General features: G+C 61.4%; 11 protein-coding genes. 2 read left to right on the top strand and 9 right to left on the bottom strand.

Annotated elements, in window-relative coordinates; genetic code table 11:
- Position 1 precedes the first annotated feature (1 nt).
- From WIMU1_RS06405 to WIMU1_RS06390, 4 genes are all read right to left on the bottom strand, one after another.
- Positions 2-3,577, bottom strand: coding sequence for a tubulin-like doman-containing protein (locus WIMU1_RS06405; protein ID WP_062795559.1), 3,576 nt, complete (start codon positions 3,575-3,577; stop codon positions 2-4).
- 34 nt (positions 3,578-3,611) lie between these two features.
- A complete protein-coding gene (locus tag WIMU1_RS06400; RefSeq protein WP_245969103.1) occupies positions 3,612-6,395 on the bottom strand; it encodes a vWA domain-containing protein in 2,784 nt (927 codons plus the stop codon).
- Positions 6,392-6,814: a hypothetical protein gene (locus tag WIMU1_RS06395; protein ID WP_062795558.1), complete on the bottom strand. Its 423-nt coding sequence runs from the start codon at positions 6,812-6,814 to the stop codon at positions 6,392-6,394. The genes WIMU1_RS06400 and WIMU1_RS06395 overlap by 4 nt, the downstream gene beginning before the upstream one ends.
- Positions 6,815-7,085: 271 nt before the next feature.
- Positions 7,086-7,664, bottom strand: a complete 579-nt coding sequence (locus WIMU1_RS06390; protein WP_062795557.1) for a TerD family protein — start codon at positions 7,662-7,664, stop codon at positions 7,086-7,088.
- 212 nt (positions 7,665-7,876) lie between these two features.
- Between WIMU1_RS06390 and WIMU1_RS06385 the strand changes: the two genes are divergently transcribed.
- Both WIMU1_RS06385 and WIMU1_RS26520 read left to right on the top strand, forming a co-directional pair.
- Positions 7,877-9,004, top strand: coding sequence for a GmrSD restriction endonuclease domain-containing protein (locus tag WIMU1_RS06385; protein WP_245969105.1), 1,128 nt, complete (start codon positions 7,877-7,879; stop codon positions 9,002-9,004).
- 176 nt (positions 9,005-9,180) lie between these two features.
- The gene (locus tag WIMU1_RS26520; RefSeq protein ID WP_157366788.1) at positions 9,181-9,873 is read left to right on the top strand and encodes a hypothetical protein; all 693 of its coding nucleotides are present in this window, start codon (positions 9,181-9,183) and stop codon (positions 9,871-9,873) included.
- Positions 9,874-10,376: 503 nt separating this feature from the next.
- Here the strand turns inward: WIMU1_RS26520 and WIMU1_RS06375 are convergent.
- From WIMU1_RS06375 to WIMU1_RS06355, 5 genes are all read right to left on the bottom strand, one after another.
- Entirely contained in the window at positions 10,377-13,628 is a 3,252-nt protein-coding gene (locus WIMU1_RS06375; RefSeq protein WP_062795555.1) for a UvrD-helicase domain-containing protein, read from the bottom strand.
- 1 nt (position 13,629) lies between these two features.
- Entirely contained in the window at positions 13,630-16,446 is a 2,817-nt protein-coding gene (locus tag WIMU1_RS06370; protein ID WP_062795554.1) for a PD-(D/E)XK nuclease family protein, read from the bottom strand.
- Between the two features lie 100 nt (positions 16,447-16,546).
- On the bottom strand, positions 16,547-19,699 hold the full coding sequence (locus WIMU1_RS06365; protein WP_062795553.1) for a DEAD/DEAH box helicase: 3,153 nt from the start codon (positions 19,697-19,699) through the stop codon (positions 16,547-16,549).
- Positions 19,692-21,521 carry a phospholipase D family protein gene (locus WIMU1_RS06360; protein WP_147431410.1) on the bottom strand — a complete coding sequence of 610 codons (1,830 nt, stop codon included), beginning with the start codon at positions 21,519-21,521 and terminating at the stop codon, positions 19,692-19,694. The genes WIMU1_RS06365 and WIMU1_RS06360 overlap by 8 nt, the downstream gene beginning before the upstream one ends.
- Before the next feature lie 3 nt (positions 21,522-21,524).
- Entirely contained in the window at positions 21,525-22,811 is a 1,287-nt protein-coding gene (locus WIMU1_RS06355) for a DUF6361 family protein (protein ID WP_255283866.1), read from the bottom strand.
- Between the last annotated feature and the right edge of the window lie 84 nt (positions 22,812-22,895).

Genomic DNA, 22,895 nt, shown 5'->3' with positions numbered 1-22,895 from the left:
GTCAGATCGTCCCTCCCTTGGGAACTTCAAACGACTTCGCCGCTCCCGTCGGAGCAATCGGTTGCCCAGGCGCCACCGACTCCGGTCGCTTTGCTTGGTCGGCGCACCCATCGATCATGTCGATGACCTGGGTGGTGGCCCAGTAGACGTCCGATGCCAGGTCGCGGAAGATCGGCGTACTCGATGCTTGTTCGCGAACCGTGATGACCGAGAACACACCACCGCCGTCAGCGGGTGGCAGGCCTACTTCCGGCCGAGCGCCCGGCGGCAGATAATGCGTGCCGGCGAAGTCGCGGCTGTTCTGCAGGTAAGCGCGCAGCTTCTCTGCACGTTCGTCGATCGACACGCCGGGTCCCGAGTCCTCGACGGCCGACGCCAAACCTGTTCCGGTGTCGCCGCTTCGGAGCCACCGCGTCAGATGCGTGCGGGCCGTCAGCCCGTGCACGCCGGACACCTCGTCCTCGGGCGAGGCGTCGTAGATCCGGCGGAGTGCGCGGTACGGCAGCATCGACGACATCACCGGCGGCTCGTGAGATTGCGCCATCGCGAGCAGTATCGACTCGAGAACCGCAGGCATCCAGTCATATGCAGCTGTGAACTGCGAGGGTGGGGTCAGCAGTGGATTGGGGAAATCACGCCACGTGCTGGTCTCACCATCCCAGACACGCGCTGCCTCGACGTAGGGTTCCGGCGGCACGGAGATCTGTCCGATCGCCCGGCCGAGGGTCCAGCCCGCGACCATTGCGCGGCGTTCGTTCGGGTGCATCGGCAGCGACGCCGCCAGGGGCCGCGACCGCCGCATCCGCCAGAAAGCCTGGCGCTGAGACGGAGATGCACCCAGCCACTGCCGCGCTGCCGGTTCGAGAACCGAATTGAAGGCCAACGGCGAATAGTTCGGGTACGACCCGAAGATATCTACGCGTTTGATCTTCGACTCGTCCGTGAGTGCGCGAGCCAGAACGTCTTTCGTCTTGTTGTCGATGCGCGAGTACTCGTTCAACGCAGATGCCAGCTCATCGGCCACGCGGAGGCCTTTGAACGGAACAGCGGAGAACTTGAACCGGTAGCTCATCTGCTGGGTGTTGTGGATCGCCTGCATGGCCTGCTCGTTGACGCTGGCCAGCGGACGCGCCAGGTTGATCGCCTCGCCAAACTTGGCGACGATATCGTGGTGGCGGCGGGCCAGTTCAGACTCAGGCTCACCGACGCCGGTCAGGTACTCGCGCAACGACACCCGGCAGAAGCGATCAAACGACTCGCCCGTCCTCGCGATGAACTTGCGAGACCGTGCGAGTAGTTCCGCCGGCCTGACGTGCACATCGAAGCGTGCAGGTGCGGAGATGCGGGATTCACCGCTCGCCGGGTCGGTCACAAACGCTCGCGACTTCCATTCGGCGGTGCGCTCTACCACCGGCTGGTCTTCGGCCGGCGAATGGCTTCCGTCGTTGGTCACCCAGTAACCGGTGATCGCGTGGGTGGTCGCTCGGGCGACGGCTTCGCCGAACTGCCGCACGCCGGCATTTGACGCCCCGACCGCCTGTGGCAGGTCGACCTCGTAGCGCTGCTTAAAGTCAGCAGAACTGGTCAGCATCACTTCGTTGTTGGCTTCGGAGAAGCGATCTGAGACCCATGCGTCGGAGTCGGACGGCCATGCCGCGTACTCGTCGGTCTGCAGACGTGCCAACCCGACGTCGCGGATCGGTTCACCCGCTGCGGTGCGCAGCAGGGTGTGCGACTCGTTCAGCGCGTCGATCAACGGTTCGAAGACCTCGCTCACCATGGCGCCTGCCGCGGTGCTGACAATGTTCGACAGGGACGCGTAGATCTGGCGTTCGATGGTCCGCTGACTGCCCTCGAGCACGCGCGCGAGGATTTCGGAGGTGCTGGTGAGATTTCCGCGCAATCCGTTGAGGGTGCTGGTGACCTCGTCAGGCAGGTCAGTCACGTCTGACGGACCGTACTTCGCGAGGTCCTGGGTGCTGGGGAGCACCACGTTCTGCATGTATTGCGAGACCCGCTTGACCAGCGCCGTCGCGTACGGAAGACCGAGTTGCGCAATGGCTCTCGTGGTCACGACCTCGAGTCGTTGCGCAAAGGTGACGTGCCAGCGATAACTCCAGGAGTACGCCTGCTCGTTGCTGCCGTCCAGGAGCGCTTGCCGGCGATCGGAGAGCGCGTGGTGCACACTCGACACCCAGTGCCCGGCATTCATTCCGTCGCGCTCGTCGATGTATCCGCGCAAGTTGGTGTTGACGACCTGCGCCGACATCCCCATCACGTCCTGGCGAGGCAGCACAGTCTGGGTCACCCACTGCCCGACAACGGCTTCACCGGCCGTGGCCGGTAGCTGGAGTTCTGCACAGATGTTCGGCCACTGGCTGTCCAAGATCGAGGCCGCTTGCTCATCGTCGGACGCCGGATTGCCTGGCTGTAGGTGCCCGCGCAGGAGACGCTCGGCACTGCTGCGGGCGAGTCGTTGCGCCGAGTATTCGGCGTAACGGTCTCGTCCCATGCTGAGGCTCGCGAATCCGAACGAACCCCAGGGCAGGTTGTCCCACTGGCCGTTGCCCCACCCGATGAACTCGCGCGTGCCGGCGGTTCCGCCGCCGTTCGACAGGTCCCATTCGACGAATTGCTGAGTTGCCGATTTGCTCATCATGAGCGCCGACAGTCCTCTGCCGAGTCCGCGGTACACAGCTTCGGGCGATCCGTCGCCGAACAGCGTGCGCTCAGCGCCCACATAGCGGCCGACTGGGAAAACACGGGCGAACGGAATCAATTCGCCTTCACCGTTTTGCTGCCCGAGGGCGCGAAGGATGGAGACGTCGTGGTCGCGGGCGGCCCCGGTCTGGCTGGCCACGATCTCGCCGAGCATCGCCAGAGCGTTTGCGCGCACGCCGGTGATCGCCGACGAGTCGAGGCTGTCGAAGATGTCCGGTGCCACCATGAAGACACCCATGAGCCGGGGGTCGACACCCGGGATCAGTGTCAGGATGCGGCAGATGTCGAGGGCCATCGAGGCGCCGGCGCCGCCTGCCATTGACGACACCACCAGCACCACGGGGCTCTCGCCGGCGTCAAATTTTCCGGAACCCGGAATGTCGAGTCGGCGCATCTCACTCTCGGTCTCGACCCGGAAGAGCCGATCCCAGCTGTGCTGCAGCTCTTCTCGCACCTTGGCGACCCGGCTCAGCGTGATCATGCGGCCCAACGCGCGGTACTGGCCGGCCCCGGTACTCAGCGGGGTGTGCACCGAACTCGGCTCGCGCGGTGCCCACGTGGCGAGACTGTCCAAGGACCCTCCCGACGCCAGGCGCTGTGAGATGGCGTTGTCCAGCACCTTGTAGCTGTCGCTCTGCGGTCCTGTGCCGACGTAGGCACCACCCTGATCGCGTACGTTTCCGAGCCCATCAGGTCCGGGCGACGGTGCGGTCGGAACATCGAGGTGCACGAACTGCCAACCGGCCGGGATCTGTGTGACGCCGAAAGCAGCCAGATCAGAACGCAGCTGGTCCATCATGTACGCCAGCGTTGCGCCTCCTGAGCCACCGCAGCCGACAACCAGAAATCTCCTCATACTCTTCTAGCCCTTCATAACGTTGTTGTCGGCTTCAGCGACTGAATGGATCGAATGGCTCGTCCGGGGGTCTGGGGGTGTTCCCCGGTGGCGGTCCGGATCTCGGCGGCGGCGGTTGCGGCGGTCCCGATCGCGGCTGTCCGCCGAAGGGATCACCTGACGGAGGCCGGTTCGATGAGCCGAACGGGTCGCCGGCCTGCTGCGGACCGGACGCCGGCCCCGAGCCACCGAATGGGTTGAACGACTGCGGTTGCACCTGTGGCTGACCACCTGCGCCTGCGGGTGTGTCCACGCTCGCCCGCGACCGCAGCTCCTCCAGGGTCCGCGGAAGGTGACGCATCATGTCCTCGACAAGAGAAGTCACCTGTTGCGGACCGGCATCGCCGCCCGCGAGCAGGACAACGGTCGCCCTGTCCGCCGGTCCAGCAGGATCGTGCACGACGAACCAGCTGTTGTGGATGGCGAGGGGCAGCCGGGCATCTGGCGTCTTGCCGTGCATCGCGGGAGACTTGCTGCCCGCACCCGAACGTCCTGCAGCCTTCGCGACCACGAATCCGGCGCCGAGCGGCGACAAACCGGTTCGGGTGCGCAGCTCGATGCCGCCCAGATCGAGTCGGCGAGCAGGTGTGTCCAGACCTCGAACCAGCTCGACCAGGTCGCGGTCTCTGATCGCGAACGGCTGACCGTCCCGTAAGACGGACCCACCGTTGACAGTGATCGCGATCTGCTGCGCACGAAGCGCTCTGGCAGGTATTCGGGCCGTGAACCACTTCGCCAGATAAAGCAGCAGCAGCGGTACACCTGGTCCCAGAATCAGCGCCACAATGAGAGCGATCAGGAAGTTGCCGGTGTTCAGCGGCTTCTGCAGGTCAGCCGTAAACGGAACTTGCACGGCTACGGCGCGATCGGCCTCGTCCGGTGGCGAGACCATCACCTGGACGGATCCGTTGACGACACCGTTGGCCTCATCGGGAACATCGAGGGTCAGCGGCAGCTTTGCCTCTTGCCCTTCCGTCAGCCGAACACAGTTCTCCGCAGAGGTAGCCGACGAGGTGACAGACAGTCCGTCGACACCATCGGGAGCAGCTGCGACATCAGCGGCCGGCTCTTGCGGAAGCCACACGCAGCCGGGGCCGGTCACAGTCAGAGATGTGTCGAAGCTGCCCGATCCCTCGACGGTTCCAAAATCGATCTTTGAGCCAAGGGACGGGAAGCCCACCGGCGGATCGATGGTGAGCGGGATGTCCACAGACCGCTGAGTCAGAGCCGTTCCCGGCACGCGTCTTCCGTTGGTCGCCGTGGCGTCGGCGGTGGTGACGGCCAGCGACAGTCGGATGATTGCGCCGCCCGGCGGCACTCCGGCGAGATCCATTGTTACCGGGTCGCCAATCGAGTCCTTGGGGACGCCGGAGACGATCGGGTAACTCTTGCCGTCCTTGTCGACAAGCGTTGCCGAGAAAGTGGCCTTTCCGAGCAGGTCCTCTGGGTCGATCGGGGCGTTCTGGCTATCGACGATGGTGAACGTCACGGGGACATCGACATCATCGCTGTGGAGCCGCGTGTTGGGGTCGCGATCCCAAGCGGGGAACAGATTGCCCGAGATGTGAATGTTCGACTTGCTACGAGCGCCGGATGCGCCGTTCGGGTCGACGAACGCCAGTGCCCACACGCCTTGCCACTGCGGCGCCTGCACGTTGCTCATCTCGAACGACACCGTCTTCGGCGATGGCCAGTTGTAATCGATTGCTACCCCGCCCAGGTCGCCGGTACCGCCGCTTCGGTTGTCCAGTGGCAGCAGGCTTCCGTTCGGAGAGACGAGGGTGGGTACGAGATTGGTGCCATCAGCGGTGGCAAGAACGTTGACGTTGCCAACCGAGCGGTCAAGGACAAACCGGTGTTTGCCCTCTTCACACACCTCGCGCGAACACACGATTGCTTCTGATTCCAGCGGCGCCTGACCGGGTGTGCTGAACGCGTCGAACGCGAACAGCAAGTCGTCGATATCCTGCGCCAAATAGAAGTCACCCGGAATGGGTGCGGTCAGATCACCGCAGGTGTTGGGCGACGGGACACCGGTGGCGATCGATTTCATCAGGTTGAAGTCCGCCGCCGATGACCCTTCGGGGGCGAGGCCGATGCCGAAGGTCACGATTCCCGACGATCGGAGCTGATCAGCCAGCCCGCCGGATCGGCAGATACTTTCTGTAGCCGCAGCAACGGCCTGGTCCACACCTGCTTGGTTGCTGAAGTCGATCCCCGGCGCATACGGCTTGTCCACCCCACCTCGCGGGCTGAAGTCGAGCTTGCCGTCGGAGAACCACGCGACCGCGCGGCACTCTTGGCCACCGGTTTCACCGGACGCCTCGGAGAACTGTGACCGTGCGCCGTCCAACGCGAGCCAGTAGTCGGTGTCCAAGCCACCGTTGCGGGTGCGGAAGCCGTCGAGGCTTGTCTCCACGGTCGACAGCGACGACTCATCGAGAGTCGTCCAGCCGAGCTCGTTGCGGTACTGGTCAGAGAACCCGGATACCGCGACCTCGACCTGAACACCGGATTCAGCGGCGAACCGCGCCAGCTGCTCAGTCAGATACTTGGCTGCCGTCACCCGAGCGGCGTCGGGATCGGAGGTCTGCAGGCTCGCCGACTCATCGATCATCAGCAGAATCTGACCCGATCGCTGGGCAGCGAGACAGGCGCCGAACCGGTTGGCGCCGTCGCCGTCGTCGGCGCTGGCGGTAGGGGCCAGAGCCACCGTCAGCGCCGCGATGCAGAAGAAAAGGCCCAGTACACGCGCAAGCCGACCCACGATCCCGCTCACAGACGTCCTACCAAAAAAGCGAAGCCTAAGGCGCCGACGACGATTCCGATGATCGATATGGCGATGACCACCCCGTACGCCAACTTGGTCCAGCCAGGGCTGGTGTAGACCGGAGCGGAGCGGCGCTTGGTGTCGGTGAGTGTGAACGCCGCCAGGATGCCGATGGCGATCGGACCGGACAGCGTCCAACCCACAATCGACAGCCACCCGGATCGCCCGATGATTCCCACCACCAAACCCACCAGCGCGACCGCACCCGCAGCCAGCAGTAGACCGGCGGGCGGCCCGGCGATCTCTATTGTTCCGGGACGCGACGAGCCTTGACCGAACGGTGTTTGCGGTGCTTGACGAGAGGCTTCAGGGCCGGAACTCGGACCAGGCCTGCCGCCTGATCCGAAAGGGTCGAATGGTGCGGCCACAGATGCCTCTTTCGCGTGCTCGTTCGGACGCTAACCCTCCGTGAGAAGGAGAAGATTAACCATTGAAAACTGTCTGATTATCTCTCAGAATTGGCATACGGGACGCCGATCCGAAAGAAGTAGCGTGCGAGCACGGCCTTCCTACACCCTCAGGTTCGAAGAATTCGAGCCTGTCCTACGAACAGATGACACATACTCTCAAGCCCTGCAACGCATTTAACCACTCTCCACGGATACCCGTCATGGTGCGCCGCGGTATCGATTCATACGATTAGCCGACGTTCACGCCGAAGTCGCGAGCGATCCCGGCCAGGCCCGACTCATAGCCCTGCCCGATGGCCCGGAACTTCCACTCGTCCTCGCGGCGGTAAATCTCGCCGAACACCATGGCAGTCTCGGTCGAGGCATCCTCACTGAGATCGAATCGGGCCAGTTCACGACCGTCTGCCCGGTCAATCACCCGGATGAACGCGTTGAGCACCTGGCCGAAGTTCTGTCCCAGTTCATCGGCGTCGTAGATGGTCACCGGAAACAAAATCGACCGCACCTCAGGGGTCAGGGCACGCAGGTCGATGTTGATCAATTCATCATCGCCGTCGCCTTCACCGGTCCGGTTGTCACCGGTGTGCTCGATCGCGCCATCGGGCGAACGCAGGTTGTTGTAGAACACGAAGAACGAGTCGTTGAGAACTTTGCGTTTTGAGTCGACCGCAATGGCGCTCGCGTCGAGGTCGAAGTCGATACCGGACGTTTCTCTAACGTCCCAGCCAAGTCCGACGCTGACCGCGGTCAGGTTCGGAGCTTGCTTGCTTAGGGAGACGTTTCCGCCTTTGCCCAGGCTGACCGACATTTTCTTGTCCTCCGCTCGTATAGGTGCATTGTCGGCGATGGACGTGGAAGTGAGACCGACGTCCCATCGCTTTGCATGACATTAGCGGGCTCATGCGACGGTCACGGGAAATTTAGGGCCGATTGATCCGCAGTGCTATAACTATGTGAGATTTTGGTCCTGCGGGGGAACCATGCTGCTAGCAAACGGTTTTCACGTCGAAAGGCCACCCGATGTCCAACCCGTTCCAGATGCCATCGAGTTGGGATCGACCTTCAACCGGCTCTCCCTACCCGCAGCCACCGCAGAAAACGCGATGGCCTTGGATCGCCGGCAGCGCGGCGCTGCTGGTGGCTGTGGTCGCGCTATTCGCCGTGGCCGGGGCCCAGGACGATGGCTCCACGAACGCCGCCGCCACGACTTCATCGACTGCCTCGATGACAACGACCGCGATTTCGGAGTCAGCTGCCAAAGCGCCCGCCCCTCTCGCCTCAGTGAATACCGTCGTCGCGGCGAATGCCGCCCTGACGAAGCTCAACACGCTGGTGGTCAAGGGCCGCGCGCCGAAGACCGGCTACAACCGGGCGATGTTCGGTGAGGCATGGACCGACGACGTGAACGTCGAGGGCGGCCATAACGGCTGCGACACCCGCAATGACATCCTGCGACGTGATCTGGTCGACATCACGATCAAGCCCGGGTCGAATGGGTGCGCCGTGGAAGCCGGCACTCTGAACGACCCATATACGAAGACGTCTATTCGTTTTGTGCGCGGACAAGACACCTCAGCGCAAGTGCAGATCGATCATGTTGTCGCACTGTCGAACGCGTGGCAAACCGGAGCTCAGCTACTGACTCCCGAAAAGCGTGCGGACCTCGCGAACGATCCACGCAACCTGCAGGCGACCGACGGGCCTACAAACCAGCAGAAGGGCGATGGCGATGCAGCGACCTGGTTGCCGCCCAACAAGTCGTACCGCTGCACGTATGTGGGACAGCAGGTGACGGTGAAGGCTATCTACGGCCTCTGGGTTACCCAGCCCGAGAAAGACGCGATCACGAGAGTTTTAACTGAATGTGGGGCAGTCCCATCAACTACCACCTCGCAGGTGGCCCAAACTCAGGATCCGCCTATCGCCCGCACCACGACACCCGCTTACAGCCCCCCTCCCACGACGGAGTACACCCCTCCACCCCCGCCCGCATACACGCCGCCGGCTGTTGTGGACGCACCATCATCTGTGTACTACCCGAATTGTGACGCGGCCAAAGCTGCTGGCTCAGCGCCGATTTACGAGGGCCAGCCCGGCTACCGTCCGAAGTTGGACAGTAACAATGACGGGGTTGCCTGCGAGACTTAGACTCGCCCTCTCGTCCTGACATCGAGAGTCCCGGACTGTTGTACGTCGAGCCGTTGTCGATTGGCGTGCCGTGGTCAGCCTTGTACTCAACTGTGATCAGCACAGACCCAGACGCCAACCAACTCGTGCCGCCTACAATCAGTCCCAAACCACAACCGCTACCTGGAGTTTCACCGATGTCACAACCCGCTTGGCTCAGCTCGCCTCAGAACAGCCCCGGACGGGGCAACCAAGCCTGGAAGGCATTCAAAGCGTTCATGAAGGTTCACTGGCGAATCGCGCTAGCAATCTTCTGCAGCGTAGGCGCAGTCACAATGCCGTTCGGCGGCGAGGGGCTCGGCGACAAGGCGGGCGGCTCACTCGCATACTTGGCGGGCGCAGTCATCTTCTGGACATTGCACAAACGACACGTTGCCAACAGGCAATCGGGGGTATCTCTGCCAGCTGCACCTGAAGCAGTCAAAGTAGGCACCGCAATCGAGGATGGGTGGTCTCGGCGATTGTCCAGCTGCCGGATGAAAGCGAGCGTGTTCAACGAAGTTGGTGCCACGACGAAATCCGAAGCAGTCAGGTATTGGCTGTCATGTGTCTCCGACGATGTCGAACGCGAACTCGGGCTGGCCGACGACCTCGCCGCGCTCGGGCGTTCGATAGAACCTGAGTTCACTGGAACCGGCACGCCGAATAACTCGGCCGCCCGCGAGGCGTGGTCTCGTCTTGGAGTCTTCGAGGGCGGTTTAGACGACGCGGTCGCGACGGCCGCGCAGGTCAGACTCCACTCGCTTTCTCCCACCAACAACCTCGACACAATTCGCGGGCAGCTCGACATGTTGCAGGAACGACTGCCCACTTTGAATACTCGGCAGTAAGGGTAGGACAGTGTGTGAGATCCTCGCTGGGTCCTCAACACTCCGCGGCAACGAGTTCGCGCTCAACCTGAGCTGTTCGTCCTTCCGCGTCGAGCGGCTTGAGTACCGCCAGCCGCAACTGTATGGGAGCTCCGCGCAAGAAAGAGCGGTCCGCCGACGGTGCCACAAACAGTGTGGACGAACGACAGCTCTCGCAGACTGAGTCCAACGACTGTCGAAGCTGCGTCGCCAGACACACGCCGCCGGGGCCGTCTGCAGAGACCAGGGGAAACGGCAGGCAACCTCGCGAAGCAGCCTATTCAACTAATTCAAGAAATTCACCCTAGGAGGCGAAGTGTTATGGCTCAGAGGACGGATCATTTTCCGCAGGATGATCCAGAACGACCTACTAGCTCGACTCTCACGGAACTGCGCCGGCGACAGGGCACGATCCTCCCGCGGCTGATGTTCGAAAGGTCTGATCGACAAACCATCACGAGTCACACCCGCTCTGGCTTCGGCCATTAGCGCAACTGCCGCTGCAACACGACCGCTTCGTCTGGTCGACAAAAGATCAGAACCGCCGATGACACCGTCTCGCCGGTGGCGCCACGGAGCAGATCAGCATAGATCGCTAACTGCGCCCAGTACTGCTCGAGCGTCTCCCGTGACACCCCAACATCGGTCTTGTAGTCAACAATCACCAGTGACCCATCGTCTTCGCGGTAAACAAGGTCGGCGATACCCTCAACGACGATGTCGCTGCCGGGCGCAACGCCGCCCAGCGGCATCTCCTGCCAGTGTTCGCGCTCCGCGGCGCGCCGAACGGGTCCGGACGTCAGTGCCGAACGTGCCAGCAAGACAAAGCGATCGGCATCAGCTAAACCAGCCAGAGCAGCCGCGGCACGTGCCTTATCGTCGAACGTCTCGTCGAGTTGCACTGCCTGACCACCGGTTTCGAGAAGTGCGTGCAGCGCAGTCCCAAGAGCCGCACCGCTTTCCGTCGAGCCAACCGCAGCCGGAACCTTCTCCTCCCCCACTGCCAGCGTCAGGAGATCAGCGGTTCGATACCCCTGCAGGATCGTCGTTCCTTCCGCTCGCTTCTCATGGACGATGTCCGTCACGGACAACGACGACGGCAGCGACGATGTGGCGTGGACACCCGCGGTCTCAGCCTCCCATTGCTCCCAGGTGTCGATTTCGGCACCCTGATCGTGGTGATCGTCGTCGTCCCGAACTGGGTCAACGAGGTCTGGAATTGTTTTGGGCAGCCCGGCCAGGGCAGGTTCGAGAATCCGGCCCCAGCACTGCCCCCTGCCTAGGTATCCAGACACCGCGAGGAAGCTCTCCGCTCGAGTGCAGGCGACGTAGAGCAGACGTACGCGCTCAGCCAGAGTGTGCTGAGTCTCGACGGTGGCAAGGTCGTCGTACTCGAGGCCTCGAACCCCCGCGGAGAGATACGCAGACGGCAAGCCGCTGTCGTTCCACAAGACTGGCTCTTTGCTTGTTCGGAATCCGCCACTCATCCCGGCGACGATGACCATCGGGAACTGCAGACCCTTGGCTGCGTGAATCGTCATGATGCGCACCGCATTCACACCGATCTCGGGCAGGACCGCCTCGGCGACGCGGGCGTTCTCTTCTTGCTGCGTTTGCGCCCAATCTAAGTAGTCACGCAGGCTGCCGCCGTCTTCGCCGTACCAGGCATGAGCTTGGTCGAACACGAACCGCAATCGTCGCCAAACGTCGCGGTGACGCGGTGAGTCCATCGATACTTCGAAGACCCGCCGTTCAGTCGCGAGCAAACTCAGGAGGGCGCCAGGGGTGAGCCGCCCCAGCTCGAAGTACTTGTCATGCAGGTAGTTGAGCGCTTCTGCGACCGGCGAATCCCGTAGCCCTTCGGGTGGGTCGCCGAACCAACTCCACCGACCACCCGCAGACTTCCACCGCAGCAGATCGTCGTCACCGCATCCGAACAGTGGCGTACGGAGCGCCGCGACGAGAGCTGCTTCGTCGGCCGTGTTCGACAAAGCCCGCGCGGTCACCAGCAAGTCGTGCACTTCTTGAGTTGAGTACACCAGCGACGACGCCTCAGAACGAAACTCAACACCTCCGGCATCTAGCGCCCTCTCCAGGTGCGGCAGCACCGCACGCGACGGGATGAGAATGCAAATATCGCTTAGCTCGACAGGGCTGTGGCTGAACTCGCCGTCATGCGAGGTTTCTTTCTCCCAGCCACGCTCGGTGGCGGTGGCGGTGGCGATGATGCGAGCGACGTCGGTGGCCTCTCGGCTTCGCATCATCTCCGACTCCGAGAGCGCGTCTTCGTCTTCGGAAGGCACAGCGTCGTTGAGGAATACGAACGGATGCGGCCCCCACGGTGAGTCTTTCCAGTCGGGACGACCTGGTGCGGGATCCAGCGGCGCATACGCCGGCTGGATGTGATGTGCACTCTGCACCAGCGCGCTGAAAACCGAGTTGACCCAGTCGAGAACAGGTTTGGTGGACCGGAAGTTGGTGGTCAGCTGCACGACGTCAGATGGCGCGGTCGCGTCACTGGCCGCCATGTACGAGGCGATGTCGGCGCGACGGAATCGATAGATCGACTGCTTGGGGTCGCCGACCGTGAACAGCCGGCCGGTCTGGTCGGGGCCGGCGACGATTCGACGGGCGATCTCCAGCTGCAGAGGGTCAGTATCTTGGAACTCGTCAAGCAGGATCCGACGATATCGATCGTGAACCGCCTGCTGGACTTCCGGATCAGACAACACATCTCTGGCGTGCACTAGCAGATCGTGGAACGCGAGCTGCCCCTGGCGTTGCCGTTTGCGTGCTTCCGCAATCACTGCATGCGATAAGTGATGAACCACGACGGCAAGTCCCGACGCTGCGTACGCGAGGCGTACCTCGCCCGCAATCACCTTCAGTTCTCTGATGGCGTCCTTGATCTCAGCCAACCGGTCCTTACCGCCCCAGCACGCACTCTTCCCACCGCGTCCCGGTCCTGGGCAGCTATCCACCAGCGACAACCAGGCACCGCTGTCGGCCCCAGCGGCCATCTCTGACCGCCACACGGCGACTTTGTCCAACTGCACGATCAGCTTGTCCGACTTGTCAGTGCACTCTGCCCGCAGGGCAGCAACTTCATCAGCGGCGCGCAGGATCTCGTCGATCTCGTGTTCGGCGACCACCGGCGGCGAATCGTTGGGCTGCAACCTGTCCCAGCTGCGGTCGAGGGCGTCAGCCAGGGTTCGCACCTGGTCCAGCGATGCGCCGACGCCGATCACGACCTGCATGGCTTCTGCCAAACCGGGTGGCGCCTTCGCTTCGTCGGAGAAGAGCGTAGACCGCATCCGGCGCCAGCGACGTTCGAACGAGAGCTGCGACCCCATGGCGTCGACCACGGAGATACGCGGCGGGACTCCAGCTTCGAGGGGATGCTCGGAGACCACGCGGGCCGCGAACGCGTGGAGGGTGCCGAGCGCGGCGGTATCGACCTGCATCAGTGCAGTGCGGGCAGCCGGGGTGTCGTGCTTGGAAAGTTCGACACGAACTCGCTCGCGCAGCTCTGCGGCGGCCTTCTCGGTGAAAGTAATGGCCGCGATGTGGTCAAGTTCGACGCCGTCGTGCAACACGAGCTGACAGATGCGTTGGACGAGAGCGTGGGTTTTGCCGCTACCGGCACCCGCTTCAACGAACAGCGTTGTCGCGGTATCGGTTGTGATGCGCTCACGAGATGCTGCATCGATAAGGCCAAGGTCTTTTCCGTTACTCACCTCAGACACCGTGCTTTGCAATGTAGTCGGCGATCTCCGGAGCTTGGCCGAGGTTCACCCAGGCTCGTTCTAGGCCAGCCTTGCCGATCAGGTCGACGAGCGCATCAGCCCAGAAAGTATCCGCTGTTCGTGGCGGGAAATATCCGGCGGTTACGGCCTCATGGACCAACGTCAGATCGGTGCGGAGGATGTCCAAGACAGCGTCGGTGATCGGGTATTCGATGAGACCGAACCCTCCTTTGCTTGTCGCGAACCAGTAGCGGGCACTTACTTGCTCTCCCAGTGTCGCAGCAAAGAGCCCGTACACCGGGAGCTGGAACTTCTTGCCGCCCTGGGTGGGTGCCGCTTCACTGATCCCTCTGGAGTAAGCCATCTGTCCGGTCTTGTAGTCGGTGACACGGAATCGTCCATCGTGGTGCCCGTCGATGCGATCAATGGAGCCGGTGAATCGCACTGTGCCCGAACCTAGATCGATCAAAACTGTCGCGGTGCCCTCCCGACCGAACCTCTGCTCCACGCCAACGGGTGTCCAGCCGTCCGCGCGGTCGGTCGAGTCGTGGTCGAACCAGGTCTCGATGTCGCGGCGGATGATCGCGCGGTCCTTCTGCCACAGTTGCGGCAGCCAGCCCGGTGCGCCAAGGATCGCCTCGTCGAGTACCTCGTCGGCGATGCCCAGCAACCGGTCCAGTGTGGCGTCCTTGCCATCGATGACAGCCTGTATGTACTGCTCAAGGGTTGCGTGAATCAGGTTGCCCCGAGTGAGTGGGTCAAGCTGCGCGACCTCATCCGGATCATCGAGAGCATCTACTCCGAGGAGACTGCGCACGAAGAACCGGTACGGGCTCTCGACCCACTGTTCGAGGCTTGTCGGCGAAATCGGCTCGCTGAACACTTTCACCAGGTCTTTGACCGTCGATAGGTTTCCGTTGAATCTGCTGAACCGTCCGTTGAGTCGGTCGCTCCGCATTTCCATTCCTTGGAGCACGGTTGGGTCGTCCAATGTCAGTCGGCGCTCTCGCGCTGGGACACCCGCCAAGGCGCGCAGCCGCCATTCCGTAGGCGAGGCGGCGCCAGTACCAATGCGTGGGTCGAACTTCTGGGTCGCGACGTCGAAGGACTCGACCGTGACAATCGAATCGACATTCTTGGTTTGACGTTGCCAGTCAACGACATTGATTGGGGTACCGGACAGCTTTTCCATAGTCGGGAGGAGCCACCGAGATGGCACCTTCTCCGCGCCACCGCGCAAGCTGCCGCGCGGGAACGAAACTATCCGATCGTGGCGGCCAGAGCCGAGGGTCAGCACCAGCTGCCGCTGTTGGCCGGCGATCTCATCGGCAAGCGAGCGACCAGTGAGCTCTGCGGGAATGAGCGGATCCTCGCGGCGGCGCGCCGGCACGATACCTTCAGCGACACCGACAACGATGCAGACGTCGAGGTCGCGTCCGACACCGGCGCTGATCGGTCCGATCGATACTCCCGCGCCGGAACGACCGACAGTGCGCCTTTCGCCGTTGATGCGGACAGTCAGAGCATCGACCAGTCCTGCCGCCGTCGGCGGTGGAGCGATCCCGTCCATGGCGTACAGGTCGTAGCAGATTCGCGTGATCGCCTCGGCGTCGCCCTGAGTGAAATCGGTGTCAAGCGACGACGTGGTGACAAATCGAGAATCGACGAGGTTTCGGAGCGCGCCCGCGGCTTCGGCCCAGGTAGCCGCGGATGTGATCGAGCGGAGATCTGACCGCAGCGATTGGACGAACGCGTAGAGCGACGGTGCGGATCTGTACTTTGGCTCGGCCGGGTCAATTTGCGTGAGCCGCTCCCAATCAGCACCACCGACAATGGGTATGTGCCGGCGCGTTAGCAACTCAAGCCTGCGGTACGAGATGGGGTTGTCGTCGACGTCAGGGCGCAAAACTGCACGCTCGGCGAGAATCGCAAGCAATTCACGTCGGGGCATGAGGTCGATATCGAGTTGCAGCAGAGCCAGCAGCGACCGTGCGATGGGTCGGTCGATCAGGGATCGGCAATCGGGGCCGGCGAACTCGATGTCGCCGCTGGTGAAGTGTTCATGGATCAGGTGGAGGTAGGGATCTTCCGCGCCGTAGAAGACACCGATCCGGTGCCCTGGGATGCCTGCAGACAGGTACTTGCGCACGATGCGGCTGACGGCACGCACCTCGTCGTCGGCGTCAGAGGTGTGGACGACCATAGTGCCAGTGACTTGTGCATTCGAATCGATCGTCTCGCCGCGGGCCTGCATCGCTCGTAGTACCTCGAGCGCAGCCGGATCGGTCTCGCAGGGTCGAAACACCACGATCGTTCCGAGTTCGTCCAGCCGTTCTTTCGCCACCGCGTACGCCTCATGTGGGAGGTAATACGTCGACGCGTGCGTGCTGGTCGCCAACCGGTGGACCCGCAACATGTCGTTGACGAGCCGAGTCGGATTGCTAGCCGTCGGGTTCGCGTGCCCGGCCAAAGCGAGCGACGCACCGGCAATCGCCTGCGAAGTGATCGGCTGGTCAGCGACGTCCGCAAATACCCCCGGCTCGTCGCTGAGGACTTTCTGGACGGACGCCTCGAGGAGTGGGTAGTCCAGCGAAACCCGAGGAGCCAAAACTGGTGCGGCAAGAAACGCGACTGCCTGACTCAGCGTGAAGACGCGAGTATTCGCAAGGCCTCCGCTCCGTGCGAGATGCTTCATCACGTCGCGGCCAGCAGCTGCGCCTGGTACGACGACGGTGACGACCGAGAGCAGAGCACCAGATTTCGCAGTTTCCACCGCAACGGTCAGTTCGCTGTACGCATCACTACTCACCTAAGCATCATGACCGAGGACAGTGACAACGACCGTATTTTCGGCCCCACGCACGCCAATAGGCCGTACCGCTGGACGTCACATACCCTGTAGTGACAGATCAATCTGCGCCGGGCGACAAGTCGATTTTCAACTCATCCAGCAGCTCGCCTGCCTGCTCGCCCAGGTACTTCAACAAATCTTCTTGCCGCGGCTGTCCTATGACTAGGCGATAGGCGCCCACGGTCCGCATCAGTCGTTTAATTCGGTGTGTTTCCCCGCTTAAGGGGAGAGCGGGTACATAGCGCTCAATGTGTGCCCCATCGGGATCTGGGAACACCCAGAAAGGAAAAATCTCCGACTCACCATCGGGACGATCGTTGGACGCTAGATCGAAGGCCGCATCCCAGGGATTGTCGGCATCGACCACCTCCCTGCGTGAGCCATATGCGGCGGCAACGTTCTTTCTGACCGCGTGACCCTTGTATCGATGGACGCGACCTTCTCGCTGCTCCAAGTCAACGGGATTTCGCGGGAGGTTCCAGTGCACGACCGCGTGGCTGTAGTGGTGAAAGTCCAAACCCTCCTGACCGACTGACGTCGAGGCCAGCACGAAAGGCCAGAACGGCGAATTGAAGGCAGCGCGTACCAGACCTTCGCGCTGAGCAGTCGAATCTTCTGCGACACCACGACCGAATCTCACCGCGAGATGAGACCTCAAGCCTTTATGGTTCACCAGAGCAAACTCGTCGTGGGAAATCGTCAGTTCACTGAAGTCATTCACCGAGGTTCGCAGGGAAAGCGCTCTGTCGAAGTCCTCGATCACGGACCTCAGCATTTCATCAACGGATGTGCTTGCCGCTCCGAAAGTCGTCGTGAGAGTGTGTAGATACTCGTCGACCACAGGTTGCAAGCCACCGTCCAGGCAGTGATTGAGAACTTCCCGCCAGTAGGACTCTTCGTTGATGCTCTGCGCGCGGACATTCGTCATCACTTCTGGGCCGTTGAACAAGCCTCTCAAGCTCCACGCCATACACGATGCTGCGTCGCGAACGTCGCGGTCTCGCATCATCGTCGGGCCGCCGACCAACCTGCTCAGCGATCGCAGGGCACAGATGCCGAAGCCGGCGATAGCTTGGCGAGTCAGCAGTTCAACCAGATCGGCGGGTCTTCGGCCAAGTTCCTCCGGCCGAAAAACTTTGGCGCTTGACGCGTGATCATCAAACCGCGATTCGGTATCGGCGTCCGTTTCGTAGAGGCCGTAGTTGAAGGAATCGACATCCGTTTCGCCGAGGTCATCGCGTTGGTTATCGAGCAACATCCCGGCCGCCCAGTACCACCGATCGTCAGTCGCCCCGCTCGCCGGACCAGCGGGAAGCTCGTCCAACGCCGCACGAACACGCTTCGAGACAACACCGACGAGGAGGTCGCGTTCCAATGGCAACGCCAATTCCATCTCACGCGCTACCACGAGTGGATCACCGATCTCCGCGAGTGTCACACACGGATACAGCATCCCCAAGACCTGCATTCCGGTCAGTCGGCCGTCACTTCGCGCGAAGTTGAGGAGCGGTTTTGCACGGACCGTGTATGACTTTGCCGCGGCGATATTCGAAGTCTCCATCAAGCGGCGTTCGGCCTCGTAGCTCAACACCGTACTGATCGCCTTTGGCACAACAGTCCATGCCGAGAAGACCAGTCGCTTAGTAAACGTTCGCAGTTGAGGATCGTCGTACGCGCCTGCGAGTGTGTAGTACGGCATCGCGGGCGGCAGCCAGACCAATCTCCAGGCTCCTCGGTCGAGCACATCTTTCACGAGGCCGCGCATCTTCGCGTTCGCAGGATCGATCTTTTGATATGACAAAAGATCGTTCCACGACAGGAGATTCCCCGCCTCGCGAACAGCTGCGATCAGTTCAGCGTCGGCACCAGGATGGGCCTCGAGCTTCTTCTTTAGCTGGTATTGTTCCATCAACTCAAGGACGTATGGAGCGCTACGCCAAAACTCCATCGGGTCGAATCCGGAAACAACTTTGCTTGTCCGGGCGAGGCGCCGATAGTCTCGTACATCGTCGGGCTGCAGGACGACTCCGTCGAAGGCGAGTTCGGAGATCATTCCATCGCGATCTGGGGTTGATGCAAGCCGCTCGGTGCGCACCATTACTCGCCGCAGAGCCGCCTCAGCTACATGTTTCGCTTCCTTCGCGGCATCTACTTCCCCCGCAAAGAGACTCGATCGCATGCTGGACATCGCTGCCTCGATATCAGCCGCTTTGCTTGTCCCAGCGAGGAATCCGATTGTGTCAACGAAGTCTTTGTAGTGGTCGTCGCCTTCGGGTTCATCCGGAAGCGTGTACATCTTGTACGGCGTCGCAGAAAGCAGAAGCAGCTTGGCCTTTCCATGGTCAAACAAGGCATGAGCAAGCTCGGCGCCCTCATCCTGGCCATGCATCAAATCTTTGAATCTCTGGAACTCGTCCATAATAACCAGATCTGGTTGCAGAGCTTCGACTGCTGTGCGCGCCAATAACTGCCGCAACCGACCTATTAAGCGGTTACGCCGTTTGGATAGCGCAGTCGGCGGCTCCCAATCAGAGCGGTGAAACTTGAACTCACCAACCGTCTCTCGTAGCTCACCTGCTAGCGGCTGGCCTCCAGGGCCTATCGCCCCCGCTACCTGAGCTGCGTACTTAACGGCGAGGTCCTCGGTGATGTCACCTCGATCGAACCACCGCACCAGATCGGTGAAGCGGTCGAGCCCGCTGCCCCCACGGAAGAACTTCAACCAGGCGTTGGCGCTCACCTCGCCGCCCCAAGCCTCGCGAAGGAGCCAGTACAGCAGGACTCTCTCCGGCGCCCGGCCACCGGAGGTTCCTACCTGAAACGAGGTTCCAGGCGTGAACGAGACGAAGTTCAGCTTGCGGCCGCTGATATTCCGGAGTTCGGTTGCAAGCATGGTCAATCGGTCAGCGTGTGCCATCGACTCCGAGGTACCCACGCGCAACTTGGGAAGGTTTTGTCTGGCTATCTGAGTGTTCGAACAGATGTAGACAATGTCTATCCTGGGAACGGTGTCCCAGAGATCGTCGATCGTCTTGGCAATCACTCCTCTAGCTACAAGCGTCTTCCCGAGGCCGACCTCATCGGCCACAAGAAAGCGACTCGCGGGGTCTTTCGGATCCCACAGGCGGGCATGAACGTGCTCGACGGTTCGGCGCTGAAAATCCTTCAATCCACTCAGCTCAGCTCCGAGATCAGGACGTTGCTCATCCACCGTCGGGAACCTTTCTCGCTTCCCACACCACACGCCAGAGGTCGAAAAATTCACTACTCAGTTGAGGTAGTTGCCCTTTATTGTCTTTCAACGCTTCAAGTTCGTCGTTTACGCGGTCGAGCGCCCCATCTGACCTGGCTGCGGCTCGTACGAGCGGCTCGAGCAGAATCAAGTCATCGAAACCACGTGCGCCAATGCTGTTCGCGCTACCTTCGGTCTGGCCTTCCATGAACGCAGCGATCAGGCTGTCCAGGCTTGGGTCACCGAGCAATAGAGCCAAGTAGCGCAATATGTCTTCTCCGCGCGCGAGAATCTCTCGAAATAGCTGGTCGTTCAAATCATCCGGCGCACCTAACAGCTCCGCCTGCAGAACACAGCTCCTAGTAACGTCGACTCCGTCTCTGGACAAGCACGTCTCAACTACCACATAAGGCGACAAAGCGATCAGACCAAGGTCGGTCCAACTCGGCCGCAGTCCGTCCAAGGGTAGCGCTCGAAATTTCGACACCGCAATTGGACGGATGGTCGTGTCACCCAGCGGCGCGACTGGGTGACGAAGACTCAACGACAGCAAGTATTTGGCGTCTGCCGCGCCTACCCGCAGAATGAGGCCGCAAAGAGCAAGTTCGCCATGATGCTTCTCGATTTCCCTCTCGAGAGCAAAGGCCGAGTCATCAAGAGGTTCCTGATTCTTGGGGCTGTAGGGCTGAAGAACACGCTTAAGTCCCGACTTGGCATCGAGAAGAACGCCTGCGCCCACAAGCGACTTAGGCCCTTCGAGCAGAACTGAAAGTTCGACGTTTCCGCCGAAAGCCGCGCCCGTACAGTTCGCAGAGCCAGTCAGGACGTGACCCGTCTTCCCTGTATCCCAGGCAAAGACCTTTGCGTGCAGACCCTTCGGAACCTCGCCCGGTCTTCCAGGCGTACCGGATTCGCCCATACCGTCGGCTCCATCGGGATCGTCAGGACTATCCGAGCCCGGCTGGAGGACGTGCGTGGACTCAACACCAGTCAAGCTACCGGCGCCGATACGATCGAAAGCCACGTCCCTGGATACAAGCATTGACGACCCGGTGACGGGCAGCCGGGCAACCGTCGAAGCGTCTAGGAACGGCGATATGACAACTAGACTGTCCGCGCGCGCTGGCAGTGGCCACGACGACCCGGACGACGATCCGAACACATGGATCTCCCCCCGCGTGAAAGGATTGGGTGCCTCGAACTTGGCAAGCGAGATCGTGTCGGCAAGACTGACAATTCGATTCGCGCGATCGCTCTTCAAAGCACGGGCAGGATTCGCCATGGTAAGCAATTCACGGATGAATTCCCCAAGCGATGCAGCATCGACCAGATTCGTGGCGTCCGGGTTCTCGTCGAGGATGAGCACGGTGTCCCATGAACGATCCATCGTCAGGTTGCGGCTCAGACAAACGAAACGATGGCTGTACCCGCCCTCCGGGGTCACGAATCGGACTGCCCATACCTTGGGGTGAAAAACGTGGTCAGTGGGTGGGATGACCTCGACAACACAGTCTTCAGCGAACGCCGACAGGCGCCGGTATTGAGAGGGGACGTGTATGCCTCCGGCCTGGACGAAAACGGTCGTCTTAGCCGCGTACCTCCGCACGGATTCCAAGAGCGCCAACGCGCTGACACTCTCCACGTTCTCCGAGGTATGCGCGTACGCGGCCATCGCTAGTGGTGCCAGTAGTAGTGAATCCAAGTTCAATGTGTAAGTTGTTGCGACCGCGACGTCGACGCGATGACCGTCGGGCGGGCGGAGCGCATCTGTCAAGAGATGACGCGTCTCGGGGTCAAGCACTACCTAGACCTCCACTGCTTCATAGATGTCCCTGAGGTGGCTCGCCGCAACAGACCACCGATAATCAAGCCGTGCCATTCCAGCTCGACCGCTCCACCGTTGTAGGGCATCTGGATTACCTAGCCTGCTCCTGTTCCCCTTCAACCGTCGTTCACGTTCGGCTAGCAAGCGTGCGGCGTTGTCACCACGATGCTCGTTCGACTTTGCTAACTCAACCCAGTTGTTGACGAAATGTTCCGTGGCCGGCGGAATTCGAGGATTCAAAGACCTTGCTGTCTGCCAGAACTCGCCGGGGTGCCAGCTGTTTAACGCACCGATGACCCCAGGGTCCGCATCCCAAGAATCCAGAGCGTCTGTGTACTCGTCAACGAGCTTCTCGTTGTCGATCAAGCGGGCCAACAGAAGGTTGTACGTAATTGCCGCGCCGTGAAATGCGAAGTGAAACTGGCGTGCCTGCTTGATTTCAGCTTGCATCTCCGATGGAAAATCGGACAACTGGGGGTGTTCCCAGATGTACAGCACATCGGCCGACGTCCCCTTCAACGCCAGCCAGGAGTAAACCGTCTTCTGATGGGCAACGATAAGCCGGTCTTTCAAGAAGGCAGCTTCGTCTGCGGTGAGGTCGAACGTCGTGTCCTTCAGCAAGTCACTCGGACGCTCGGGGAGCGACGTATGAATGCCGGCGTTTCTGGCGTGGCCGTCGGCGGCATCATCGGTCGATCGATCCGAAGCACTACCTCGGATCCCCGACGTTGCCTGACGCAGATAGCCTTCTATAGTGGTATCCCACAGGCAGATCCTCATTTGGCGCAATGCCGCCCAGTACGCCGAACTCGGCATAGTCTTGAGATCTTTTCCTGCCTGCCGTCCTATTACTCCTTGCTTCTCGCCGCCTTTGACCAGGGAGCGAATCAACTTGACCTCCTGATCTCGGAACTCTCGCTTCACTTTTTCTGCGGGCCATCCATGGCGCGTCACGTCTTCGAGCAACCACGGGATGAAGAGCAGGTAGCGCGCTCGCGTATGAAGCACGGAAGTAGCGGGAAAGAACCGGTTCGCGAACGCGTCTCGTACGCCGCCGATACCGAGCTCGTCTACGCTTCCCTCATCTTGGAACAGGCGTACCAGCTCCAGCATCATCTCGCGATGCTTTTCGTCACTGTCCAACCAGCCAAATGACGACACTTGAACCCGCCCCACTTTCTTGGATCCAAGTGCATCGGCCAATGGCAGTAGCGCCTGTCGTCCGATGCATCTACCTGACCCTTTTATCGCGGAGCGTAGCTCCATCCGAGAACCACCGCCACAGGATCAACAAAGTTCCCTGTGGTCAGGTGGGTCAGCTCGGACAAGAGCGTTGGCGTTGACGAGTTT

Source organism: Williamsia muralis NBRC 105860 (assembly GCF_001598915.1).
Classification (GTDB): Bacteria; Actinomycetota; Actinomycetes; order Mycobacteriales; family Mycobacteriaceae; genus Williamsia; species Williamsia muralis.
The sequence above is the reverse complement of the archived record's forward strand: the minus strand, read 5'-3'. Positions and strand labels throughout refer to the sequence as shown.

Bases quoted from the DNA above. Each gene is read 5' to 3' on its own strand.
- WIMU1_RS06390 (WP_062795557.1), bottom strand. From the start codon at position 7,664: ATGTCGGTCAGCCTGGGCAAAGGCGGAAACGTCTCCCTAAGCAAGCAA.
- WIMU1_RS26520 (WP_157366788.1), top strand. From the start codon at position 9,181: ATGTCACAACCCGCTTGGCTCAGCTCGCCTCAGAACAGCCCCGGACGG.
- WIMU1_RS06405 (WP_062795559.1), bottom strand. From the start codon at position 3,577: ATGAGGAGATTTCTGGTTGTCGGCTGCGGTGGCTCAGGAGGCGCAACG.
- WIMU1_RS06355 (WP_255283866.1), bottom strand. From the start codon at position 22,811: ATGGAGCTACGCTCCGCGATAAAAGGGTCAGGTAGATGCATCGGACGA.
- WIMU1_RS06385 (WP_245969105.1), top strand. From the start codon at position 7,877: ATGTCCAACCCGTTCCAGATGCCATCGAGTTGGGATCGACCTTCAACC.